Here is a 21,446-nt window from a genome sequence, read left to right as displayed (position 1 = left end):
GCTAGATACCGAGCGCAATGCGCCCGGCAGTGATTTTCGTGGTGTCGTCCTGGGGGGGTGTGGACGCGGCCGCAGAGCACGTCCCGGTAATGCCGCTCCAGCGGATTTTTGCGCGACAGACCGTGATTGCTGGTCGGCGACAAGGCGTCCTCCACTGCGGCCACGGCGTTATTGGTCACCGTCAGCTTGACGATGTTGGACTCGATCGCGCTCAGCTGCAAGCCGTCGTCGAAATCGGAGGCAAAACTGTCGATCAAACGTGCGTTGACGGCGAGCCGCGCCTCGATGCCGCCGAGGATTTCCTGGGCGCGCGGCAAGGTCGCCAGCGGAGCGCCGAGACTGGCCGGCGCCCGCGTCTTCAGGAAGCTGACCAGCCAGTCCCGCGCCGCTCGCGCGATGCCGTCATAGATCGCCGCGACGAAAATAGTGTGGACGGTCGCCTGCACCGGATCCGGTGCACGCCACTCCTGGGGCTTGCGGACATCGATTTCGGCATCGAGCGGGATCACGACGTCGTCGAAGATGACGTCATGGCTGCCGCTGGCGCGCAGGCCGTGATGATCCCAGGTCTCGACGATGCGCGTGCCCGGCAGGCCCGCCGGCGCCAAAAACTGTCCGACGCGCGGCTCGGCCTCGTCCGTGCGCGCCCAGACCAGATACCATTTCAGGATCGGCGACCCCGTCGAATAGATCTTGTGGCCGGAGAGGCGCCACCCCGTCTCGGTACGGCGCGCGATGGTCGCCGGCAGGCCGCCGCGCGCGGGCGAGCCGAGCTCCGGCTCGACGCGGAGTGCGTTGATCAGCGCAAGACCTTCAACGGTCTCGTGGGCGAGCTTGCGTGACAGTCGCACCGGCCAGGCCGGGCTACGTGCCATCACGAAATGATTGATGTAGTGCATCGACAGCACCAGCGCCGTCGATGCGCAGGCCTTGCCGACGATGCCGAGGACGCGTGCGGCGTATCTCGCACCGGCACCGGCGCCGCCGAAGGCCGCCGGCACCGTCAGAGACAATAGGCCAGCTTCGGAGAGCTCGCGAAAATTCTCGAAAGGGAAGCTCGCGGTGCGGTCGTGCTCAGCCGCACGCACAGCAAAGCCTTCGGCCAGCGCTTCCGCGCGGGCGATATAATCGGGTTCGCTATGGGGCGTGCGCCCTTTGGCTACGGATGTCACCATGTGGCGTCCAACCCCAACAAGCCGAGGATCTGGCGGCGCAGATCGGCCAAATAAGGATCGCCGCGATGGCGCGGATAGGGCCGGTCGACGCGGATGTCGGCCTTCACGCGCGCGGGACGATCGCTGAACACGATGACGCGGTTGGCGAGCACCAGGGCTTCCTCGGCGTCATGCGTCACCAGCAGCGTGGTGAAACCCTTGCGCTGCCAGAGCGAGACCAGCTCGGCCTGCATGGTGATGCGGGTCAGCGAGTCCAGTTTTCCCAGCGGCTCGTCGAGGATGAGGATTTTGGGATCGTTGACCAGCGCCCGCGCCAGCGCGACGCGCTGCGCCATGCCGCCGGAGAGCTGGTGCGGATAGGCGGTGCAGAAGTCCGATAGCCCGACGAGATCGAGCGCATCGTCCACGCGATGACGCTGGCTCTTCAAAATGCCCTGCGCTTCGAGCCCGAGCGCGACGTTGTCCCAGACCGTACGCCACGGAAACAGCGTCGGATCCTGGAACACGACGACGCGCGAGGGATGCGGGCGTCTGATGCGAACCTCGTCCTCGCGCAAGCTTCCCGCCCCGGGCTTGTCGAGGCCAGCAACGAGCCGCAGCAAGGTCGACTTGCCGCAGCCGGACGGGCCGAGCAGCGCGACGAACTCGCCGGGCTCGACGGAGAGGCTGACGTCGCTGAGCACCGGCAACTCGACACCATCGATGTCGAAGGCGTGGCTGACCTGCTCGATGTCGAGCGCGGCGCCGGCGGCCGGCGGTGTCGTGATTTCGGCCAGTGCAGTTGCGGCTACCATTTCACAGTCCCCTTCTGCCAGACCAGCAGGCGGTCGCGGATCGAAAACAGCAGCGTGATCGCGCCGGAGCAGAGCAGCGACATCACGATCAGCGCCGCATACATGTTGGCGTAAGCGGCCCACCCCTGCGCCCATTGCAGGTACCAGCCGAGGCCGGCCTTAACGCCGATCATCTCGGCGACGACCAACACGGCGAACGACGAGCCGAGCCCCATGAACAGGCCGACGAACACGTGTGGGAGTGCTGCGGGGATGGCAACCTTCAGCACCAGGAAGGACGGTTTTGCCCCCAGCGTGCGCGCGACGTCGTAATAGGCGTTGCTGACGCTTGCGACGCCCGACCAGGTCAGCACGGTGACGGGGAAGCCGGTCGCGAGCGCGATCAGGAAGGTCGAGGCGCTCCAGCTCGATGGAAACGTGAAGAAGGCGATCGGCAGCCAGGCGGTTGCCGGCAGCGGGCCGATGAAGCGCAGCACCGGATGCACCCAATAGCCGACCGCACGCGACCAGCCGATCGAGACGCCGGTCAGGAAGCCAACCGTCGCGCCGATCAGATAGCCGCCGAGCTGAAGCTTGACCGAGGCAAACACGCTGTCGAGCAGCTTTGGCAGATCATCGGTATAGACCTCGATGATCGATTGCGGCGGCGGAAAGAACGGCAGCGGCAGCCATGCGAATTTTGCGGTGGCAACTTCCCACAACGTCAGGAACGCACCGAGCGCAACGAGCCACGGCGCGCGCTGGCGCAAGGCCTTGCCCGCGGAGCCCAGATAATCGGCGCCGACCGTGCCGAACAAGGCGATTGCGGCGACGATGAAGGCGGCAATGCCGAGCGAATGGGTGCGCGACCAGTCGCCGAGGTCCTCCCACCACAGGCAGGACAGGCCAAAGGCCATCCAGGCAATGCTGGCGAGCACGCCGACGCCGGATTCCCGGAGCCAACTCGCAAGAACCGGAGTGCGCGAGAGGCGCGGCGCGCCGGAGGCGAGGCCGTCAGACAGCGAATACGTCGACATAGATGCGCTCCGCGAATTTGGCCGTATCGGTGCTCTGCTTGAAGACCTGCACGCTCTTGAGATCGTCGGCATAGGCCTTCAGCTCACGCTTCAGCACTTCGCCGACGGGATGATGGTGGTGGGTATGGTAGCGCACCATGCCCTCGATATCGGCGAGCGATGCCGTCTTCGGCGCGTAAGGCTGGAACGATTTTGCCGTCACAGACGGATTCTGCGCGGTGAACATCGCGGCATCGAGCAGCGCCTGCGTGAGGGCGCGCGCGACCTGCGGCTCCTCGCGCACGAGCGAGCCGCGCAGGCCAAGGATGCAGCAGCTCTTGTCGCGATATTCACCGTCGAGATTCGAGGCGACCTCCTTGTACTGGCTGTCCTTGAGCCAGAGATAACCCAGCGGGTCCGACGACAGGAAGGCCTGCACCTCGCCCTTCTCCACCGCGACGTTGAGGAGATTGCCGGGATAGGCGCGCCAGTCGATATCCTTGTTGGGATCGATGCCGAGTTTGGCCAACTGGATCGAGAAGAAGTTCTTGTCGGGACCGCCGAGATCGCCGACCGCGACGATCTTGCCCTTGAGGTCGGCGAGCTTGCTCACGCTGGAGTCGGCGCGGGTCAGCACGCGCATGCAACCGCCATGGGTGCCGGCGGCGATCTTGACATCAAAGCCCTGCTCCAGCGGTTTTAGCCAGCGCAGCGCCATGCCGAGACCGGCATCGCTTTTTCCGGTTGCGATCGCTTCGAGCAGTTGGTCGGTCGAGCCGGAATAGTTGATGAGCTCGATGTCGAGATTGTGCTTCTGGAAGAAGCCGTGCTCGATGGCAACCGGCACCGGCGCGAGGCACACCGCGCCGGCATTCCACGACAGCTTTAGCTTACGCGGGGCGCCCGTGAGCGCGGGTGCGTCCGAGGCCGTCCGGCACAGCGGAAACTCCGAGAGGTCGACACCGGGCACGATCGCCTGCGGCGCAAAGGCCTGTGCTGCACCAAAAGCACCAAGCGGCGCGGCGAACGTCGCAGCCAATCCCGCCTGGAGCACACGACGCCGGTCGAGACCCAATCCGCTGCGCTTGTTGTCGTTGTCCATCAGCCCCACTCCTGCATTGGCACAGCTCCGCCATTCGCGCAGCGCTTCGCGTTGCGCATGTTCCGTACGGAGCTGCGTTGAGAGAATATTTTTCGCCGACGCTTCACGCGCCGTTTTGATGCGATGCCCAAATCATGCGGCGCAGTCGCTGCATCGTCAATGAAATGGAATTTCGAATGTAGCGCGAAGCGAAGTCATTCTCTCCATCCGCGCAAGCGGGAACGATGAAACGATTTTCGCTGGTGCCTCGATCGGCAGAGCGCGGTGCGGCTCCCTTCCTTGCTTCATTCTTGCGCATCTACGCAACACGCACGGCGCACATTCTCGAAAGCAGTGCTTCGCTGAAACGTCCTTGCCCGATGCGCGCGCAATACGGACGGCCATTTCATTGACTGCGCATCGCGCGATCATAGACTTGACCGTCTCGCAGCATCGTTTGCTCACGCATTGTGAGCAAAGCAACAAGACGGATCACATGAGCATCAACTCCGACGATCATTCCATCACCCGCAGGCTCGCCGCATCGCTGTTCGCCGCTGCGATTACGTTGTCGACCGCTGCAGCGTCCTTCGCCGCCGACACGGTCGTGCTGCGCGTCGGCGACCAGAAGGGCGGCAACCGCTCGCTGCTCGAAATCTCTGGCTACGCAAAGGATTTGCCCTACAAAATCGAATGGTCGGAATTCCCTGCCGCAGCACCAATCCTGGAAGCGCTCAACGCCGGCGCGCTCGACGTCGGCTATACCGGCGATCTCTCCTTCCTCTCGGTCTACGCGGCCGGTGCGCCGATCAAGGCGATCGGCGGCACGCGTTCGGATGCGAAGACGCAAGCGATCCTGGTGCGCCAGGATTCACCGATCAATTCGGCCGCCGACCTCAAAGGAAAGCGTCTCGCCGGCACGCGCGGCGGCTGGGGCCAGTTCCTGATCGACGCGACACTGGAGAAGGCGCAGATCAAGCTCGAGGACGCGACCTTCGCGCCGCTCGGCCCGGTCGATGCCAAGATCGCTTTGGTCGCGGGCTCGATCGACGCGTGGGCGATATGGGAGCCCTATGTCTCGTTCGCGACGCTGAAGGACAGGGCCCGCGTGATCGCCGACGGCGAAGGCCTGACGCCGACCATCACCTTCATCGTCGCCTCCGACAACGCCATCGCCACCAAGCGCGCCGCGGTGCAGGACCTTGTGCAGCGGCTGAACAAGGCACGGCTGTGGTCGCTGGATCACATCAGTGAATACGCCAGGAGCACGGCCGAGCTAACCAAGCTGCCCGAGGACGTGCTGCTGTCCGCCTACACCGCGCAGCGCACCAGCCCGATCGTGATCGACGAGACTGTGGTGAAGGAGATCCAGGCGGCGTCGGATCGCTCGACGCGCTACGGCATCCTGCCGAAGACGCTCGACGTCAGCAAAGCCGTCGACCGCAGCTTCACGGCTGCGGCGGCCGGATCAAACTAAACGGAGGCGGCGGGATGCGCAGGCTTCACCCCAAGGCCGGCCCGCTGCATCTCGCCGTGATCGTGCTCGCGCACTTTGCGTGCATGAGCTTGATCGTGTGGCTCTCGCTTTAGCCGCGCAGGATCACCAATATCCGCGATGATAGGCCCGGTACGGCCGGTAGTAGCCGTAGCGAGGGCCGTAATACGGACGATAGGCGCGATAGCCGTAGTAGCGGGGGCGCGCGTAGCCATAACCGTAACCCGGTCCATAGCCGCCGCCATAATAGGCGGGCGCATACCCGTAGCCCGGCCCCGGATAACCGTAGCCGCCGTAATACGGGCCGCCGCCATAGCCGTAGCCATAAGGCCCGCTGCTGGCGATGGCACCGCCGATGATCGCGCCGGCCGCAAGGCCGCCGATGCCCCATCCAAAGCCCCGGCCGCGCCAATACACCTGCGTGACGTCGTCACCGACCGCGGCCTTCATGGTCGCGACATGGGTCGGCAGCGGCGCGGCCGCAGCCTGCTCGATTTGGCCGGCCATCACCGCCGCCGCCAGCGAACAGGCAATTGCAGTTTTCCAGATCCTCATCGTCTTGCTCCCTGTTTGACGTGTCATTTGGAAAAGGATCGCAACGTCATGATCGGGCATCCCAGCGCCAAGTCAAAGCCTCGATTTAGCGTGCGGCGCACAACAGAGCCCGTGCGTGCCTCAATTGTGGTCAGGCGGGATCGCGCCGATATGACACCGATACGACGACGCCGGAGGCCGTGGACCACGGCAAAGCATTAAGCTTCCCGCGCGTTCGCAACCAACAACCACCTTCCCGATTGACTATTCGTACCGTTACTATCGGTTCCAATGGTGCGCGGCCGAGAGGCATCTCGCAAAGGCCCCGGCTTGCGCCAGAGAGTGGGAGGATTGACATGAGTGCCGCCGGAAATGAGCCGCTTGCCCGTCAGGCGCTGGCGTTCGTCCTGGCTGGCGGACGCGGCAGCCGGCTCCTGGAGCTGACCGACCGGCGCGCCAAGCCCGCAGTGTATTTCGGCGGCAAGTCCCGCATCATCGATTTCGCGCTGTCGAACGCGGTGAACTCCGGCATCCGCCGCATCGCGGTCGCCACCCAATACAAGGCGCACAGCCTGATCCGGCATCTTCAGATGGGCTGGAACTTCTTCCGCCCCGAGCGCAACGAGAGTTTTGACATCCTGCCCGCGAGCCAGCGCGTGTCGGAGAACATGTGGTATGTCGGCACGGCGGATGCGATCTACCAGAACATCGACATCATCGAGTCGCACAACGCCCGCTTCATCGTGGTGCTCGCCGGCGACCATATCTATAAAATGGATTACGAGGTGATGCTGCGGCAGCACGTCGACAGCGGCGCCGACGTCACCGTCGGCTGTCTCGAAATGCCGCGCGCCGAATCCTCGGGCTTCGGCATCATGCACATCGACGAGAACGGCTGGATCCAGGAATTTTTGGAAAAGCCCGCCGATCCGCCGCCGATGCCGGGCAAGCCGGATGTCTCGCTCGCCAGCATGGGCATCTATGTGTTTGACGCGAAATTCCTGTTCGACGAGCTGAAGCGCGACGCCGAGGACCCGAACTCCAACCACGATTTCGGCAAGGACATCATTCCCTACATCGTCAAGAACGGCCGCGCGATCGCGCACCAGTTCTCGACCTCCTGCGTCCGCACGGGCGATGACCCCCGCGCCTACTGGCGCGACGTCGGCACGGTCGACGCCTATTGGGCCGCCAATATCGACCTCACCGACGTGGTGCCGGAGCTCGATTTGTTCGACCGCGCCTGGCCGATCTGGTCCTATTCGGAGATCACGCCGCCCGCGAAATTCGTCCATGACGAGGAGACCCGGCGCGGTTCGGCGGTGAGCTCGCTGGTCTCGGGCGGCTGCATCATCTCCGGCGCCTCGCTGCGCCGCTCGCTGCTGTTCACCGGCGTGCGCATCAACTCCTATGCCAGCGTCGAGAACGCCGTGATCATGCCTTATGTGAACGTCGGCCGCGGCGCACGGCTGAAGAACGTCGTGATCGACCGCGGCATCGAGATCCCGGAAGGGCTTGTCGTCGGCGAGGATCCCGAGCTCGACGCCAAACGCTTCCGCACCACCGAGCAGGGTATCTCGCTGATCACCCAGACGATGATCGACAGGCTCAATACATGACGCCTGTTCGCGTCCTCGCGGTCGCTTCCGAAGTCTATCCCATCATCAAGACCGGCGGCCTCGCGGATGTCGCCGGGGCGCTGCCGATTGCGCTGAAAGCGCATGGTGTCGAGATGCGCACCTTGATGCCGGGTTATCCCGAAACGATGCGGTTGCTCGCGGGAGCCGAAGAAATCCGGCGCTGGCCGGATTATTTCGGTGGCCCCGGACGCCTGCTCGCGGGCTCGCACGACGGGCTTGATCTGTTCGTGCTCGACGTGCCCCATCTCTATGCGCGGCCGGGCAACCCCTATGTCACGCCTGATGGCGTCGACTGGCCGGACAATGGCGTCCGCTTTGCGGCGCTGTCGCGCATCGCCGCCGACATCGGCCATGGCCTCGTTCCGGCATTCGTGCCCGATATCGTGCATGCTCATGACTGGCAGGCAGGCCTCACGCCGGCCTACCTGCACTACGACAACCGTCCACGGCCAGGCACCGTGATGACCATTCACAACATGGCCTATCAGGGCAAGTTCGCTCCTGAGCTGATCGGTTCGATCGGTCTGCCCCGGGAGGCCTCGTTCGACGTTCACGGCCTCGAATATTTCGGCGGCATCAGTTTCCTGAAGGCCGGCCTGCAACTCGCCGATCGCATCACCACGGTCTCGCCCACCTATGCCCACGAAATCCAGAGCGACGAAGGCGGCATGGGGCTCGGCGGCCTGTTGCGCGAACGCGCGGACGTGCTCAGCGGCATCCTCAACGGCATCGATATTTCCGTGTGGAATCCGCAGACCGATCCGCACATCGCCTATCGCTTCAGTTCGGAAGAGCTGTCGTTTCGTTCGGCCAACAAGGCGGCGCTGCAACAGCGGCTCGGCCTCGATCCGCGGCCGGATGCGCTGGTGCTCGGTGTCATCAGCCGACTGTCGTGGCAGAAAGGGCTCGATCTCCTGCTCGAGGCCATGCCGATCGTCCTCGGCGAGGGCATGCAATTGGCGCTGCTCGGCAGCGGCGATGCCGATTTGCAGGATCGCTACCAGAGCGCCGCCCGGGCCTATCCGGGGCGGATCGCGGCCGTGATCGGCTATGACGAAGCGCTCGCGCACCTCATCCAGGCGGGCTCTGACGCTCTTCTCGTGCCGTCGCGGTTCGAGCCGTGCGGCCTGACCCAGCTCTGCGCACTGCGCTATGGCGCCGTGCCCATCGTGTCGCGCGTCGGAGGCCTCGCGGATACCGTCAGCGAGCCCGCGACCGGGTTTACGTTCGGACCGGTCTCATCCGAAAACCTCTCGGCGGCACTGCGGCGCGCGAGCTTCGCCTTCCACGACAAGGCGGCGTGGCGGCAGTTGCAGCGGACGGGTCTTGCGACCGACGTCTCCTGGCGTCATCGGGCGGGCGAGTACGCCGCGCTCTATCGCGATCTGACGGCATCCCGCCGCGCCTGAGCCATGACCATCGTCGAATCCATGCTATAGAGCCGATATGGACCCCCTCGCGATCAAGCTGATCGGCTTTGCCGCCGCCACCTGCACCACCGTCGCCTACGCGCCGCAGGTCATCAAGGTCTGGAAGACCCGCTCGGCACGCGACATTTCGCTCGGCATGTTTCTCATCATGGTGCTGGGCCTGGCGCTCTGGCTCGTCTACGGCCTGCTCTCGGGCGACGCGCCCCTCGTCGCCGCCAACGCCATCACCATGCTGCTCGCCGGCGGCATTCTGGTGATGAAGCTGAAATACGGGTGAGCTTTGAACCCTCTCCCCTTGTGGGAGAGGGTGGCTCGCCGCATAGCGGCGAGACGGGTGAGGGGTTCTCTCCGCGAATCCACCTCTCACGATTTGAATGTGCAGAGGCAACCCCTCATCCGGCGCTTCGCGCCACCTTCTCCCACAAGGGGAGAAGGAAGAATCACTCTCCAAACACATACGACGCCATCGCGACGTTCGCGACCTCGTCGACGAAGACGCGTTTGCCCGCGTCGCTGCCGGCAGCACCGGCCGCGACCATCAGCGGCAGCAGATGGTCCTCGCGCGGATGCGCAAGGCGTGCGCTCGGCGCGCTCTCCCAGTCGACCAGCATCGCGTTGCGGCGCGCCGGATCCGGATTGCCGATCGCCTCGTTCAGATAGGCCTCGAAATCATACGAGACGGGCTTGGACTCCGCACGCCCGAACCCGCGCATGTTGTGATAGGTCAGCCCGCTGCCGACGATCAGAATGCCTTCGTCCCGCAGCGAGGCGATCGCCTGCCCGACCTTGATGTGCTCGGCCGCATCGTAGCTCGACTTCAGCGACAGCAGCACGATCGGCATGTCGGCGTTCGGATACATCAGGCCGAGCGGCACGAAGGTGCCGTGATCAAAACCCTGGTTTGGATCCTCCCGGCAATCGAGGCCCGCGTGCTCGAGCAGCGCCCTCACCTCCGCGGCAAGCTCAGGCTTGCCCGGCGCCGGATATTTGAGGTGATAGGTATGCTCGGGGAAACCGTAATAATCGTACACCATCGGCGGATGCGCCGAGGTCGAGACGGTGAAGGCGTCGGCCTCCCAATGTCCTGATATGACGAGCACCGCCTTCGGCTTCTCGGGGAGAAGCTGCGGCAGCCGGCCGAACTCCGCAGCGGTCTTGGCATATTGCACCCGCCTGTCCTCCATGAACGGCCAGGGGCCGCCGCCATGCGACAGGAACAGAGTCGGAAATCGCGTCATGGGCGAAGGCTCGTCTCGTTGGCAACAGGCGCATGTAACAGTCGCGCTTTCGGCGACGAGCATAGGCAACCCGGTATGGTTAGCAAGTCGTTAACGATTTGCCGCCCACAATCCCCGGCGTGGCCGAAGGAGTCGGCCAGAAGACCTAAGGACGTAAGATGAAGAAGTTTGCGCTGGGGGACGTCGTCAACAGTGACAAGGGCCGCCGCGGCGTCGTTCGCGCCGCCTACCGCTCCAGGGAAGGCCAGCAGTTCTATGCCGTCGAGAAGGACGGTGCGATGGACCACCTCGAGGAACACCGGCTGACGCCGGCCCCGCGCGTCGAGCTCGCGGCCTAACTCCAACTCCTTATCGTCGCGCTAGCGCGCGAGCCGGTCGAAACGCTCCGCCAACGGATCGTCGCCGCTCGCGATGCGCTCGTTCGTCATCAGCAGCAGACGATCGCCGCCTGCGGTCGCATCCCAATGCGGCAGATCCGGGCCGTTGGGATCACCATTCTTGGCAAAATTGATCCAGTAGGCGCGCATGCGGCTTGCGACCTCGCGGTCGTGCCGTGAAAAGATGCCCGCGCCAGGCACGCCTTCCACGCCGAAGATGAATTGCAACTCCCGCCCGTGACCGCCTTCCGGATTTGCGCGCCGCGCCTCGGGCACATAGGCGAAGCGATAGCGGAAGACCGGCATGCCGCGCGCGGCATGCAGACGCGCAAGCAGCCTCGCCGGCTCGGCGAAGACCTTGTCGGTATAAAACCTTGCCGCCAGGTCCGAAGCCTTGACGACAGAAGCCTTGGCGACATCCGGATAGAGCTTGCGCAATTCATCGATGGTGATGCCGGACGATGCGAGCTCCCTCGCGATGTCGGGCTCGCTGTCGAAATCCGTCTCGTCATCGTTGCAGCCGATGATCAGCGCAATCCGGCTTTCATGTCCGGCCGTAAAGCCTGTGGCAATATCTTCCGTGACATGAACCCCATCGATCGCTGGCGCGAAGCCGTGCGGTGATTTCGCGAGCAGCTTCTGTTCGGCCGCAAGCAGCCCTGCGGGCGCGATCGTGCGCGGGTCAGCCTGCGAGAGCGTTGCGACGAATTGCAGTCCCGCAGCCTCTGCCTCCTGCCGCGAGCGCAAGCGGACGCGGCCGGGCACCGATTGCAAAATGGCTTTCTGGAACAGACCGCGCGCCTCGTCGCACAGCATCAACAGCGCGATCGACGTCGCCCCCGCGCCGCTGCCGAACAGGGTAACATTGTCAGGATCGCCGCCGAACGCCGCGATGTTGTCGTGGACCCAATGCAGCGCTGCGATCTGGTCCATCAGCCCGTAATTTCCGGAGCCACCTTCCGACAGCGCGGGATGGGTGAGCCAGCCGAGTGCGCCGAGGCGATAATTCACGGTCACGACGATGAGGCCGGCCTGCGCGAGTTTTGCGCCGTCGAACAGCGGATCGTTCGCAGTGCCGCTGACGAAGCCGCCGTCATGGATGAACACCATCACCGGCAGCGGGCCGTCAACGCCGAAGGGGCGGAACACGTTCAGTGTGAGGCAATCCTCGCTCGCATCTCGCCGCGACGGCTGGAGGCAAGGCGCACCGTAATCGTAGGCGGTGCGCATCTCGGAACTCTCGACCGTTGCCTGCGGTGGCCGCCAGCGCAGCGCGCCGACCGGTGGGGCTGCATAAGCAAGCCCCTTGAAGAAAGCCACCTCGCCTTCGACATCGCCCAGCATCTGGCCTTCGCGGGTCAGCGCGAACGGAAACTGTCCGACCGGCTGGGCCACGGCCGGGCCCGCGAGGCAAAGCAACGAGAAGGCAACGACGAGTGGAAACAGGGACCGCATCTTGGAGATCCCGATGCGCGGAAAGGTTCCCCGCGAGGTTATGTCCGAGACCGTCGGCGAGGCAAGCCTAACCGCCCTTGGCGATGATCTCCGCCAGCGCGCGCCTTGCGATGATGCCGAGCTCACCGAGCGTCGAGTGTCCCGCCTGCGCCGCCTCGATCAGGCGCTCGGCGATGATCCTGCGGCTGTCGTGATCGCCGCCGTGCGGCAATTGGCGGCACGTCTCCTCCAGGACGACGTCCATGTTGGCTTTGGTTCGCTCATTCAACTCTGTCATGACGCCCGGTCAGTACGCGTGGCTTGTAGCCGCAAGCATACACAGGCGGATCGGGCATGATTAGCCCGGGCAATCACGGCCATTGTGCGTCGCGATGCGTGCATCGACGCAACCTTCGCGCCGCCACGATGACGCCGCAAACTACCGAAGATTGCACTTGTTCTGATGACAAGCCGGACCTTCGGCGATAGCCTGCCGGCAAAACAAAATACACGGGAGGAATACCATGCCGGAAGCGATGGTTGCCGCACGTGAGTCCAAGGCGGCGAGTGGAACAGCCCAACAGATTGACGTCGCCGTGGTCGGCGCCGGATTTGCCGGCCTTTATCTTCTGCATCGCCTGCGCAAGGCGGGCCTCACGGCAGTCGGCCTCGAAGAGGCCGGCGATGTCGGCGGCACCTGGTACTGGAACCGCTATCCCGGTGCGCGCTGCGATATCCAGACCATCGACTACAGCTACACCTTCGATCCGGAACTCGACAAGATCTGGACCTGGTCGGAGAAATACGCGACCCAGCCGGAGATCCTGCGCTATCTCGGCTTCGTCGCCGACCGCTATGAGTTGCGCCGCGACATCCGCTTCAAGACCAAAGTCACCGAAGCCAGATGGGACGAGAAAGCCGAGCGCTGGCAGCTCTCCACCGACAATGGCGCGCCGGTCTCCTGCCGCCATTACATCATGGCCACCGGCTGCCTCTCGGCGCCAAAACCGCCGGAGATCGACGGCGTCAAGGATTTTGAGGGCAAGGTCTATTTCACCGGCCGCTGGCCGCATGACGGCGTCAACCTCGCGGGAAAACGCGTTGCGGTGATCGGCACGGGCTCGTCGGCAATCCAATCGATCCCGCTGATCGCCGAACAGGCCGCGCATCTGACCGTGTTCCAGCGCACGCCGAATTTCGCGCTGCCCGCCGGTAACGGTCCGGCGCCGGAGGATCGCAGGACCTTCTTCGAAAGCGACCGCGCCGCCTATCGCGATCAAGCGCGCCAGTCGATGACCGGCGTACCCTATCCGCAGCAGACGGTGGTGAGCTGGCAGTTGAGCGACACTGAGCGTCGCGAGCGTTTTGAACGCGCCTGGGCCGCCGGCGACCTCGTTCATATCCTGACCCAGCTCTGGGCCGACCAGGGCGTCGACTTCGACGGCAACGCGCTGATCGGCGAGCTGATCCGCGAGAAGATCTCGGCCGCCGTGAAGGATCCGGAAACGGCGGCGGCGCTGATGCCGCACGACCATCCCTTCGGCGCCAAACGCCCCTGTCTCGATACCAATTACTACGCCACCTACAACCGGCCGAACGTCACGCTAGTCAATCTGCGGCAGGAACCGATCAAGGCGATCACCGCAAGCGGCATCACCACCGGCAAACGTAGCGTCGATGTCGACGTGATCGTGTTCGCGACCGGTTTTGATGCCATGACCGGCGCGATCCGCGCCGTGCATCCGATCACGGGACGTGACGGCAAGTCGCTCACCGATGTCTGGGCGCAGGGGCCGCAGACCTATCTCGGGCTCACGGTCGAGGGCTTTCCGAACTTCTTCATGATCACCGGGCCCGGCAGTCCGTCGGTGCTGTCGAACATGGCGGTGTCGATCGAGCAGCATGTCGACTGGGTGGTGGATCGCCTTGCCGCGCTGCGCGATGCCGGCTTCACCACGATCGAGCCGACCGAGACGGCACAGGCCGGCTGGAGCCGGCACATGACGGACTGCTCGATGGTCACGCTGCACCGGCTCGCCAACACCTGGTACACAGGCGCGAACGTGCCCGGCAAGGTGCAGGGCCTGATGCCCTATACCGGCGGCGTCGGCCCCTATCGCAGCATCTGCGACGAGGTCACCAGCCGCGGCATGCTCGGCTTCAAGCTGACAGGCCCCAACATCGCCGCGCAATGCAATGACGGTGAGGTCGTGCAGCTGCAGCCGGACGTGCGGCTGGTGCTGAATTTTCTCGCGTCGCTGAACCTGCCGCCGATCGAGTCGATGGGCGCGCAAGGCGCGTGCGCCTTCGTCAACGAGTTCAACAAGGGCCGTCCCGCCGGACGGCCGATCGGCGACATCGTCGACGGCACGCTACCGGGCACCGACGGTCCGCTGCCGTACCGCGTCTACAAGCCCGCGACGCCGGGGCCACATCCGGTCGTGGTCTATTTCCACGGCGGCGGCTGGGTGCTCGGTGACGAGCAGTCCGACGAACCGTTCTGCCGCGACATGGTGCGGCGGACCGGCATGATGTTCGTCAGCGTCGGCTATCGCCACGCGCCGGAGCACCGCTTCCCGACCGCCGCGGAAGACGGCTATGCGGCGACGCGCTGGATCGCCGAGCATGCAACCGAGCTCGGCGGCAAGCCCGGTCCGGTGCAGGTTGCCGGCTGGAGCGCCGGAGGCAACATCGCCGCCGTCACCTGCCAGCTCGCGCGCGATCGCGGCGGGCCTGACATCGCCGGTCAGTTGCTGGTGTGCCCGGTCACCGACTGCAGCATCGACCACCCGTCCTACACCGAGAATGCGACCGGCTACTTCCTCACGCGTTCGCTGATGTACTGGTTCCAGGACCTCTACTGCTCGCCGGCCGACCGCACCGATCCGCGTGTCTCGCCGCTGCGGGGCAAGGTCGCGGGCCTGCCGCCGGCCTTCGTCGTCACCTGCGAGTTCGATCCGCTGCGCGACGAGGGCATCGCCTATGCAGAGGCGATGGCAGCCGCCGGCGTCCCGGTCGAGCAGCTCAAGGCGCGCGGCCATTTCCACTCGTCCTTTGCGATGGTGGACGTGATCATCACCAGCGCGCCGGGTCGAGTGCAGATGGCGCAAGCCCTGCGACGCTTCGCCGGGCTTCCGCCGGAGCTCAGTCGCGACGACGAGCACAGCCAAGGTCATGTCAGTCCGGGGCACAGGATCGCGGCAGCCGCGAGCTGAGCGGCGGCGGACCGGCCGGGAGCCACTCTCCCGGCCGATACGGTGATTGGTGTGGTCCCGGTATCCACGCTCATTGGACCAGCCGCGACGGCGCTGAGCCGGCCTGCGTTGTCAGCTGAGCAGCTGGGGCTGGTGGTCCGGCAACAACGTCGAGGCTGCGATGAGGCCACTTGCGGATGCAACAGCCGCAAGAAGCCAGGGCCATGCGTAGCCGGCAGCCGTGGCCTCATACGGCAGCGATGCACCGAGCATCGCGATGCCCAGTGCGAAGCCGCCTTGGCGCATGACCACGGTCACTGCCGAAGCCATGCCGGTCTGGTCCGGAGGCACCAAGGCGACGACAGCACCCGACAGTTGCGGGTGCGCAAGCACCGCGCCAAGCCCTATCAACAGCATCGCGGTCGCCGCCGCGGCGAGAATAACGCCCGTGTTCGGGAGCCAGCCACTCGCGACCAGCATCAAAGTGAGATTGCCCGCCAGCAGCACCAGCATCGCGGTCGCGAACAGCCGACGCCAGCCCCAGTGTTTTGCCAAACGGGCACCATAGGGCGGCAGCAGAAGCATCGGCAAGGTCGCGCAGAGCAATGCGAAGCCGACCGATGAGCCCGTCCAGCCAAACGCTGCGCCCAGAAACGGCGGCAGGTAGACGAGGACGGCCCAGTATCCGATGGAGACGGCAATCAGCAACGACGAAATTCCGATCATGACCGGCCGACCGAATACAGCCGGGTCGAACATCGGCGCAGGCCGGCGCCGCTGCTGCATCGCGAAGATGGCGAGCAGACACACACTTGCCCCGAGACCGACCGCAACCCGGACCGGTGCAGCACGCCCCATCAACAGGCTCTCGATCGCAAGACCAAGAGCAAACGTGAGAAGAATGACCCCGCTCCAATCCAGCGGACGGCCGGCAGGACCGCGCGATTCTGCGACCAGCCGCGGGACGGCCAGAATAGCGAGCAGGCAAAGTGGGGTATTGGCCAGGAAAATCCAGCGCCACCCGATCCAGGTCGAGACCAGCCCTCCGAGCGTCGGCCCGAGAGCCATGGCTGTACCCGAGATCACACCCATCAGTGCGAATGCGCGGGCGCGCTCGTCGGGCCGGGTATAGGTGCTCGCGAGCAGCGCGATGCCTCCGGTCATGACGAACGCTGCACCAAGGCCTTGAACTGCACGAGCTGCCCACAGCTCCGGACCTCCCGTCGCAAAGCCGCAAGCGACCGAGCCGGCCAGGAACACGATGTTGCCGCCGAGCAGGGCGCGTCGTCGCCCATACCGGTCGGCAAGCGCACCGGCGGCCAGCAGTCCTCCGGTAAAAGCCAGACTGTAGGCATCCATGACCCAGGCATAGGCGGCGACGCCGAAACCGAGCTCGGCCGCCATGGCCGGCATGGCGACGACGACCGCAGTCACGTCGAATTGCGTCAAGAAGGCCGCCATGCCGAGCACCGCCGCCGGCAGCAGGTCGCGCCAACAGCTCAGCGGCTGCGTGTGGAGTTCGGTCCTGGCCATCGTTTTCCAATCGTGAAAGCGTCTCTCCCGATATGCACGCCGGCGCGGGCTGTACGCCAATGCGAGCTGTTCACATCGCCATGAAATTCATTCATGGTGATGAGATGCGTTCATTTCCTCCTTTCGATGGCCTGATCGCGTTCGAGGCCGCCCTGCGACATGCGAGCGTCACGCGCGCCTCCGCAGAACTCGGGCTGACACAGAGCGCGGTCAGTCATCGCCTTCGCAAGCTCGAAGACTTCGTCGGCATGCCTCTGCTCGTGCGACAACCCAACGGCTTGAGCGCCACACCCGCCGGTATAGCTCTGTCGAACGAGTTGGCCGGCTTACTCGAGCGGATGGCCGATTTTCGTGCGCTGTGCCGCGCTGCCGCGCCGCCTCCGGCCTTGAAAGTGGGCGTCGGCGCAGCGCTTGCCGACTACTGGCTCGTGCGCCGTTTGCCCTATTTTGTGGAAGCCCATCCCGGCATAACGGTCGAGCTTGCCATTCTCCAAGGTGACGCACACGCAAGGTCGGCAGATCTCGACGTCACGGTGCTGTGGCAACCGGCGGCGGGCTTGAGAGCAACGTCGACCCAGCGCTTGTTATTCCGTGAGCACGTGTACCCCGTCTGCCACCCCCGCCTGCTGCCAGGTCGGCGACCACTGGCCGACGTCACGCGGCTGAGGTCCCTGCCGCTCTTGCACAAGGGCCGAGCGGGCGAAGACAGTGGGGTCGAGTGGTCATGGACGACCTGGTTCGAGCGATTGGGGCTAGGCCGCCCTCCACCTGCGGATATCCGTTTTGCAACAATAGCGACCGCCATCGCCGCCGCCCTCGCGGGCAACGGAATCGTGCTCGCACGCTCGCTACTGGTTCAGGATGCGCTCAGGGACGGGAGGCTGGTGCGCGTGCTCCCGCAGTCGTGGGATTTGCCATCGAGCAAGACCCAGATCGTGCGCTGGCCCGCGGCAATGGCCCAAGATCGCCGCGTGAAGGCGTTCGTCGACTGGGTATTGCGGATTCCGAAAATTCCCGGCGGTTGAGCCTGACGCCGTGGCGGATTGGCGGGGAACAAATTCCCGGCCGGCGCGTTGGATGCGCGTGGCATTGGGATGCAGCGATTGGTGTTGGCCCCGGCACGCAAACCTTTGCGGGCTGGGGTTTTGTTGCGTGAGGCGAGGCGATGGGCGACGTGGTTGCGGATTCAAAGGTCGATTTCGGCGCGCTCGCCGCGCTGCATAAATGGCCGTCGCTTGCGAACCAGCGCCAGCCGGACAGAGACTCCTATCAGGTGAGCGAGGGCACGCTCGACGAGTGCATCTCGGCTTTCATGGAGAAGCCGGCGACGACCAGGCATCTCTATGAGATCCACACGGCGGCGCAGCCGTCGCTGGTCACGGATATTCTTTCGCCCGAGCACGTCACCGAGCTATCGCGGCTGAGGGAATTTCTCTGATTGCGTGCAGACGTCGGAGCTGCACGCGCACGACAAGCTTCTCATCCAGACGGAACCTTCTTCCGGCTTTTCCCGTTAACGGAGATCGGAAGCCAAGGGTGTCTGAAGCGAAGGGTGTCTGAGATGCTTGAAGCTGGCGTGCCATCCCGGGTCGTGCCTTATGGGGCAGACCAGACTTTATTCGTAGTGATCGACCGCCGCGACAAGGCGACTGAGATCCGCATCGAGCGCAGCGATCTCGAAGCCACAATCGGCGAGCTCGTCGCCGGTTGCTTCAACGATCCGATCAAGGTGATCTCGTTCAACACGCTCGAGCACTGGATGAAGGACATCTCGACCGAGATCGCCAGCGAGATTCGCTCGCGCTGCGATATCGATGGCGTGACGCTGCCGGACTATCTCAGCGACTTCGTCGAGAGCCACAGCTGAACGTGTATCGATCTCATTGATACTCTTCAAATCGCAGCCGACAAAAAAGCGCCGCTTCCGCGGCGCTTTTCGTTTTGCGAACTCAGTGGTGCCAGAACAGTGCCAGCAGCAGAACAATCGGCAGCGGCACGCCAATCAACCAAAGCAAAGCACCTCGACCAAAGCCCATGACTTCCTCCTCCATGTTCATGACTGACATGACGCAGGAGACGAGAAGAAGTTCCGCGCCTCAAAGCGAGGCCGAATGCGTTCGTTGCATGGTTTAGGAGAGTTAGGCGTGGCGACGCCTGCCGGTGATGACCTCGATCTCGCGGCGGCGTTCGCCGGCGAAGGTCAGGAGCTTTTCGATCGTCAGCGTATCCGTGATCCGTCTGGCGAGCCGCTCGGCGCGTGCGGCCTGATCTTCGAGATACTGGATCGTGTTCAAACGCCGCCCCCCATGAACCCCGATTTGGGCCCCGAATTGTTTGGACGCCCATGGTGCGGCAGAGCAGCTAACAGCCGGTTAAGCGCGTCGGCTCAGGTCGATGAATCGCAGCCCTATCGCACGACATCGAGCCTCACATTGGCGACGCCCTTGTCGACCATGCCGAGCGCCTCGGCGGCAGAAGGCGAGATGTCGACGACGCGCCCGTGAACATAGGGGCCGCGATCGTTGACCCTGACGGTGACGAAGCGGCCGGAGGAGACATCGGTGACGCGGAGCTTCGTACCGAACGGCAGCGAGGGATGGGCCGCGGTCAATTCGTTCTTGTCGAACCTCTCGCCGCTCGCAGTCTCCGTATCCGAGTAGAAGCTGGCGACGCCATGCGATGCGGTCTGCTTTTCATCACCGTCAGGAATGCGCACCCGGCTGGTCGGCCGCGGATGCAGAGCCGCGACCCTGTGCGGGCGCTCGACCGTGGCCTGCCGGCTGGTGCCGAGATCAGCCTTCTGACGACCGACCGGTGATTGTGCACACGCGGCGAGCGATGCAGCGCCGACGATGGCCAGCAGCAACCGGCTCGAGCTTGCCAGCGAAATCCGGGCAGTTTCGGCACTTGCAAAGCGAGACATGATGCGCCCTCTGAACACGCCTGAGTTTCGGTGGGCAATGAGGGCAGAACCTTGGCTGAAGGAAAGCGGGTCCGAGGCTGCGGCCGTTTCGCGCCCGCTGTGGCGATTCCATCACACTCGATGTCCTGAATCGGGACAAGCTCGCGAAGAGATCAGCCCGATACGATGCGCCAGACGATCGGGCGCGTGCCCGGCTGGTCCTCGCCAGGCTCGGCATCGCCCCTCAGGAGCCGCATCAGCTCACGCCGATAGAGTCGCCGCCAGCCGGTTTTCAGGCTGGCGAGAAAGTTGAGCTCTCGTTGTGTCAGTGTGCACATCATGAACCCGATCCGGTTGCGAGCGCCGCGCCGTCAGCCGACGAGGCCCCCCATCGGTTTGACATCGGCGCTGCCGGGGAAGACCGTCTCAGCCAGAATCTTCTCGTCGACGCGCAAATGATCCCTGAGCAGCCCCTTCAGCACGGCGCGCAAATCCGTGGTCGGCTTGAGATCGCGATCCTCGAACAGCTGCGCCGGCTTCAAGCCCGGCCAGTCCGCGATCACGCGGCCGCCGGTGAGGCCGCCGCCGATGAGGAACGCGACCGTGCCCGTTCCGTGATCGGTGCCTTGCGTGCCGTTGATGCGCGCGGTGCGTCCGAACTCGGTGACGACCGCGACCACCGTCTCGTGCCACACTTCGCTCATGTTGCTTTCGATCGCAGCAAATGCACCGTCGAGCGCACCGAGCAGATTGTAGAGCTGGCCTGACGCCGCGCCTTCGGCGATGTGCGTATCCCAGCCGACAAAACCCATCGCGCCGACGCGCGGACCGTCGGGCTTTGCGAGATAGCGCGCGGCGGTGCCGGCGGCTTCGGCAAAATAGGCGCGCACGCGCGCGATGCCCGGAGGCATCAGCGTCGGATCGTCGGACATCGGATCACCGGCGCCGGGCGCACCGCCGAGCGAGGCGAGCTTCATGCGCGCCTGGAGCACGGTCGCGAGCTTCGGATCGGTGTGCTGGTAAAGATCGAGCAGGCGGTTCTGCGTGTCCTCGCTCGCCGGCAAGAGCCTTTGCGGCACCCATGTCATGACGGGCGCCGAGCCGCGCACCACCAGAGGCGTCACCGAGCCGATGCCGAGCGCGCGGCTGCCGCGCGGGTCTACACGGCCGCCTGATTCCATCGCCAACAGCGCGCGGTTGAGCCATCCCGAGCTGGTCATGCCGGGCTTGACGAGCCCGCTCTCCAGCACGTCCTGGCCATCAAAATGCGAGCGCTCGCGATAGGGCGTCGCGGTGGCATGGACGATCGCGGCCTTGCCGGTCTTGTAGAGCCGATGCAGGTTCGGCATCGCCGGATTGAGCGCGAAGAAGGAATCGAGCGGCAGCGCCGGCGGCTTGCCGTCCAGCACCAGCGCGCGATCACCGCGCAAGGAGATCCAGTCGGGATCGCCGACGGGTGCAATCGCGCCGAGGCCGTCGAGCGCACCGCGCAGGATGACGACGAGCAGGCGCGGATCGCGCCCTTCCGCGCGCGCGATCCGCGGCATCTGGCTCCATGCGAACAGCGCGCCGGAGCCGACCAGAAGCTCGCGCCGCGTGGGCAAATGATTGTCAAAGCCCATGC

General features: G+C 64.8%; 21 protein-coding genes and 1 pseudogene. 9 read left to right on the top strand and 13 right to left on the bottom strand.

Translation table 11 applies throughout. From position 1 onward, the window contains the following. Position 1: 1 nt before the first annotated feature. The 4 genes and pseudogenes from BMW89_RS02065 to BMW89_RS02050 form a co-directional block, all read right to left on the bottom strand. A pseudogene (locus BMW89_RS02065) lies at positions 2-1,175 on the bottom strand (acyl-CoA dehydrogenase family protein). Next, positions 1,169-1,969, bottom strand: coding sequence for an ABC transporter ATP-binding protein (locus tag BMW89_RS02060; RefSeq protein ID WP_092022183.1), 801 nt, complete (start codon positions 1,967-1,969; stop codon positions 1,169-1,171). Before BMW89_RS02060 ends, BMW89_RS02065 begins: the two are co-directional and overlap by 7 nt. Continuing rightward, positions 1,963-2,985 carry an ABC transporter permease gene (locus tag BMW89_RS02055; protein WP_092022181.1) on the bottom strand — a complete coding sequence of 341 codons (1,023 nt, stop codon included), beginning with the start codon at positions 2,983-2,985 and terminating at the stop codon, positions 1,963-1,965. The genes BMW89_RS02060 and BMW89_RS02055 overlap by 7 nt, the downstream gene beginning before the upstream one ends. Continuing rightward, the gene (locus BMW89_RS02050; protein ID WP_092022179.1) at positions 2,963-4,066 is read right to left on the bottom strand and encodes an ABC transporter substrate-binding protein; all 1,104 of its coding nucleotides are present in this window, start codon (positions 4,064-4,066) and stop codon (positions 2,963-2,965) included. The genes BMW89_RS02055 and BMW89_RS02050 overlap by 23 nt, the downstream gene beginning before the upstream one ends. Positions 4,067-4,541: 475 nt before the next feature. Between BMW89_RS02050 and BMW89_RS02045 the strand changes: the two genes are divergently transcribed. Continuing rightward, positions 4,542-5,522 carry an ABC transporter substrate-binding protein gene (locus tag BMW89_RS02045; RefSeq protein WP_092023319.1) on the top strand — a complete coding sequence of 327 codons (981 nt, stop codon included), beginning with the start codon at positions 4,542-4,544 and terminating at the stop codon, positions 5,520-5,522. 123 nt (positions 5,523-5,645) lie between these two features. Here BMW89_RS02045 and BMW89_RS02040 read toward each other — a convergent pair whose 3' ends face one another. Further along, positions 5,646-6,095: a hypothetical protein gene (locus tag BMW89_RS02040; RefSeq protein ID WP_092023317.1), complete on the bottom strand. Its 450-nt coding sequence runs from the start codon at positions 6,093-6,095 to the stop codon at positions 5,646-5,648. Positions 6,096-6,430: 335 nt separating this feature from the next. Here BMW89_RS02040 and glgC point away from each other — a divergent pair, with 335 nt between their 5' ends. The 3 genes from glgC to BMW89_RS02025 are packed head-to-tail and all read left to right on the top strand — an operon-like array spanning position 6,431 to position 9,421. After that, positions 6,431-7,693: a glucose-1-phosphate adenylyltransferase gene (glgC, locus tag BMW89_RS02035; protein WP_092022177.1), complete on the top strand. Its 1,263-nt coding sequence runs from the start codon at positions 6,431-6,433 to the stop codon at positions 7,691-7,693. Next, complete coding sequence (gene glgA / locus BMW89_RS02030) at positions 7,690-9,123, top strand: glycogen synthase GlgA (RefSeq protein WP_092022175.1); 1,434 nt, start codon at positions 7,690-7,692, stop codon at positions 9,121-9,123. The genes glgC and glgA overlap by 4 nt, the downstream gene beginning before the upstream one ends. Before the next feature lie 37 nt (positions 9,124-9,160). Then, on the top strand, positions 9,161-9,421 hold the full coding sequence (locus tag BMW89_RS02025; protein WP_092022173.1) for a SemiSWEET transporter: 261 nt from the start codon (positions 9,161-9,163) through the stop codon (positions 9,419-9,421). A 163-nt stretch (positions 9,422-9,584) separates the two neighbouring features. Here the strand turns inward: BMW89_RS02025 and BMW89_RS02020 are convergent, their stop codons facing one another. Then, positions 9,585-10,382, bottom strand: coding sequence for a DODA-type extradiol aromatic ring-opening family dioxygenase (locus BMW89_RS02020; RefSeq protein WP_092022171.1), 798 nt, complete (start codon positions 10,380-10,382; stop codon positions 9,585-9,587). A 158-nt stretch (positions 10,383-10,540) separates the two neighbouring features. On the opposite strand from BMW89_RS02020, the gene BMW89_RS02015 reads away from it, so the two are divergent. Then, a complete protein-coding gene (locus tag BMW89_RS02015) occupies positions 10,541-10,720 on the top strand; it encodes a hypothetical protein (protein WP_092022169.1) in 180 nt (59 codons plus the stop codon). A gap of 21 nt (positions 10,721-10,741) precedes the next feature. Here BMW89_RS02015 and BMW89_RS02010 read toward each other — a convergent pair whose 3' ends face one another. Both BMW89_RS02010 and BMW89_RS02005 read right to left on the bottom strand, forming a co-directional pair. Then, positions 10,742-12,214 (bottom strand): carboxylesterase/lipase family protein, encoded by a 1,473-nt coding sequence (locus tag BMW89_RS02010; protein WP_177195781.1) that lies wholly within the window; start codon positions 12,212-12,214, stop codon positions 10,742-10,744. Between the two features lie 67 nt (positions 12,215-12,281). Then, the gene (locus BMW89_RS02005) at positions 12,282-12,491 is read right to left on the bottom strand and encodes a hypothetical protein (RefSeq protein WP_092022165.1); all 210 of its coding nucleotides are present in this window, start codon (positions 12,489-12,491) and stop codon (positions 12,282-12,284) included. A 226-nt stretch (positions 12,492-12,717) separates the two neighbouring features. On the opposite strand from BMW89_RS02005, the gene BMW89_RS02000 reads away from it, so the two are divergent. After that, positions 12,718-15,408 (top strand): flavin-containing monooxygenase, encoded by a 2,691-nt coding sequence (locus BMW89_RS02000; RefSeq protein ID WP_092022164.1) that lies wholly within the window; start codon positions 12,718-12,720, stop codon positions 15,406-15,408. Between the two features lie 111 nt (positions 15,409-15,519). Here BMW89_RS02000 and BMW89_RS01995 read toward each other — a convergent pair whose 3' ends face one another. After that, positions 15,520-16,920 carry an MFS transporter gene (locus tag BMW89_RS01995; RefSeq protein ID WP_092022163.1) on the bottom strand — a complete coding sequence of 467 codons (1,401 nt, stop codon included), beginning with the start codon at positions 16,918-16,920 and terminating at the stop codon, positions 15,520-15,522. A gap of 80 nt (positions 16,921-17,000) precedes the next feature. On the opposite strand from BMW89_RS01995, the gene BMW89_RS01990 reads away from it, so the two are divergent. From BMW89_RS01990 to BMW89_RS37710, 3 genes are all read left to right on the top strand, one after another. Then, positions 17,001-17,945 (top strand): LysR substrate-binding domain-containing protein, encoded by a 945-nt coding sequence (locus BMW89_RS01990; protein WP_244547484.1) that lies wholly within the window; start codon positions 17,001-17,003, stop codon positions 17,943-17,945. Positions 17,946-18,085: 140 nt separating this feature from the next. Beyond that, a complete protein-coding gene (locus BMW89_RS01985) occupies positions 18,086-18,358 on the top strand; it encodes a hypothetical protein (RefSeq protein WP_092022162.1) in 273 nt (90 codons plus the stop codon). A 123-nt stretch (positions 18,359-18,481) separates the two neighbouring features. After that, positions 18,482-18,787, top strand: a complete 306-nt coding sequence (locus BMW89_RS37710; protein ID WP_177195780.1) for a hypothetical protein — start codon at positions 18,482-18,484, stop codon at positions 18,785-18,787. A 271-nt stretch (positions 18,788-19,058) separates the two neighbouring features. On the opposite strand, the gene BMW89_RS37705 is transcribed toward BMW89_RS37710, so the two are convergent. The 4 genes from BMW89_RS37705 to BMW89_RS01970 all read right to left on the bottom strand — a co-directional run bounded on the left by BMW89_RS37705 (position 19,059) and on the right by BMW89_RS01970 (position 21,444). Further along, positions 19,059-19,214: a hypothetical protein gene (locus tag BMW89_RS37705; protein WP_177195779.1), complete on the bottom strand. Its 156-nt coding sequence runs from the start codon at positions 19,212-19,214 to the stop codon at positions 19,059-19,061. Between the two features lie 113 nt (positions 19,215-19,327). Further along, positions 19,328-19,843, bottom strand: a complete 516-nt coding sequence (locus BMW89_RS01975) for a septal ring lytic transglycosylase RlpA family protein (RefSeq protein WP_092022161.1) — start codon at positions 19,841-19,843, stop codon at positions 19,328-19,330. Positions 19,844-19,995: 152 nt separating this feature from the next. After that, positions 19,996-20,163, bottom strand: coding sequence for a hypothetical protein (locus tag BMW89_RS37700; protein WP_177195778.1), 168 nt, complete (start codon positions 20,161-20,163; stop codon positions 19,996-19,998). Between the two features lie 30 nt (positions 20,164-20,193). Continuing rightward, positions 20,194-21,444 (bottom strand): DUF1501 domain-containing protein, encoded by a 1,251-nt coding sequence (locus BMW89_RS01970; RefSeq protein ID WP_092022160.1) that lies wholly within the window; start codon positions 21,442-21,444, stop codon positions 20,194-20,196. Between the last annotated feature and the right edge of the window lie 2 nt (positions 21,445-21,446).

The sequence above is a fragment of the Bradyrhizobium sp. OK095 genome (genome assembly GCF_900109945.1).
GTDB lineage: Bacteria > Pseudomonadota > Alphaproteobacteria > Rhizobiales > Xanthobacteraceae > Bradyrhizobium.
Note: the sequence above shows the minus strand (reverse complement) of the source record. Positions and strands in the feature narration are given on the sequence as shown.

What these genes read in the sequence shown, in the direction of transcription:
- BMW89_RS02000 (WP_092022164.1), top strand. Translation starts at nt 12,718, where the DNA reads ATGCCGGAAGCGATGGTTGCCGCACGTGAGTCCAAGGCGGCGAGTGGA.
- BMW89_RS37700 (WP_177195778.1), bottom strand. Translation starts at nt 20,163, where the DNA reads ATGATGTGCACACTGACACAACGAGAGCTCAACTTTCTCGCCAGCCTG.
- BMW89_RS02010 (WP_177195781.1), bottom strand. Translation starts at nt 12,214, where the DNA reads ATGCGGTCCCTGTTTCCACTCGTCGTTGCCTTCTCGTTGCTTTGCCTC.
- BMW89_RS02040 (WP_092023317.1), bottom strand. Translation starts at nt 6,095, where the DNA reads ATGAGGATCTGGAAAACTGCAATTGCCTGTTCGCTGGCGGCGGCGGTG.
- BMW89_RS01995 (WP_092022163.1), bottom strand. Translation starts at nt 16,920, where the DNA reads ATGGCCAGGACCGAACTCCACACGCAGCCGCTGAGCTGTTGGCGCGAC.
- BMW89_RS01970 (WP_092022160.1), bottom strand. Translation starts at nt 21,444, where the DNA reads ATGGGCTTTGACAATCATTTGCCCACGCGGCGCGAGCTTCTGGTCGGC.
- BMW89_RS02060 (WP_092022183.1), bottom strand. Translation starts at nt 1,969, where the DNA reads ATGGTAGCCGCAACTGCACTGGCCGAAATCACGACACCGCCGGCCGCC.
- BMW89_RS01985 (WP_092022162.1), top strand. Translation starts at nt 18,086, where the DNA reads ATGGGCGACGTGGTTGCGGATTCAAAGGTCGATTTCGGCGCGCTCGCC.
- glgC (WP_092022177.1), top strand. Translation starts at nt 6,431, where the DNA reads ATGAGTGCCGCCGGAAATGAGCCGCTTGCCCGTCAGGCGCTGGCGTTC.
- glgA (WP_092022175.1), top strand. Translation starts at nt 7,690, where the DNA reads ATGACGCCTGTTCGCGTCCTCGCGGTCGCTTCCGAAGTCTATCCCATC.
- BMW89_RS02005 (WP_092022165.1), bottom strand. Translation starts at nt 12,491, where the DNA reads ATGACAGAGTTGAATGAGCGAACCAAAGCCAACATGGACGTCGTCCTG.
- BMW89_RS01990 (WP_244547484.1), top strand. Translation starts at nt 17,001, where the DNA reads ATGAAATTCATTCATGGTGATGAGATGCGTTCATTTCCTCCTTTCGAT.
- BMW89_RS02015 (WP_092022169.1), top strand. Translation starts at nt 10,541, where the DNA reads ATGAAGAAGTTTGCGCTGGGGGACGTCGTCAACAGTGACAAGGGCCGC.
- BMW89_RS02050 (WP_092022179.1), bottom strand. Translation starts at nt 4,066, where the DNA reads ATGGACAACGACAACAAGCGCAGCGGATTGGGTCTCGACCGGCGTCGT.
- BMW89_RS37710 (WP_177195780.1), top strand. Translation starts at nt 18,482, where the DNA reads ATGCTTGAAGCTGGCGTGCCATCCCGGGTCGTGCCTTATGGGGCAGAC.
- BMW89_RS02055 (WP_092022181.1), bottom strand. Translation starts at nt 2,985, where the DNA reads ATGTCGACGTATTCGCTGTCTGACGGCCTCGCCTCCGGCGCGCCGCGC.
- BMW89_RS02045 (WP_092023319.1), top strand. Translation starts at nt 4,542, where the DNA reads ATGAGCATCAACTCCGACGATCATTCCATCACCCGCAGGCTCGCCGCA.
- BMW89_RS02020 (WP_092022171.1), bottom strand. Translation starts at nt 10,382, where the DNA reads ATGACGCGATTTCCGACTCTGTTCCTGTCGCATGGCGGCGGCCCCTGG.
- BMW89_RS02025 (WP_092022173.1), top strand. Translation starts at nt 9,161, where the DNA reads ATGGACCCCCTCGCGATCAAGCTGATCGGCTTTGCCGCCGCCACCTGC.
- BMW89_RS01975 (WP_092022161.1), bottom strand. Translation starts at nt 19,843, where the DNA reads ATGTCTCGCTTTGCAAGTGCCGAAACTGCCCGGATTTCGCTGGCAAGC.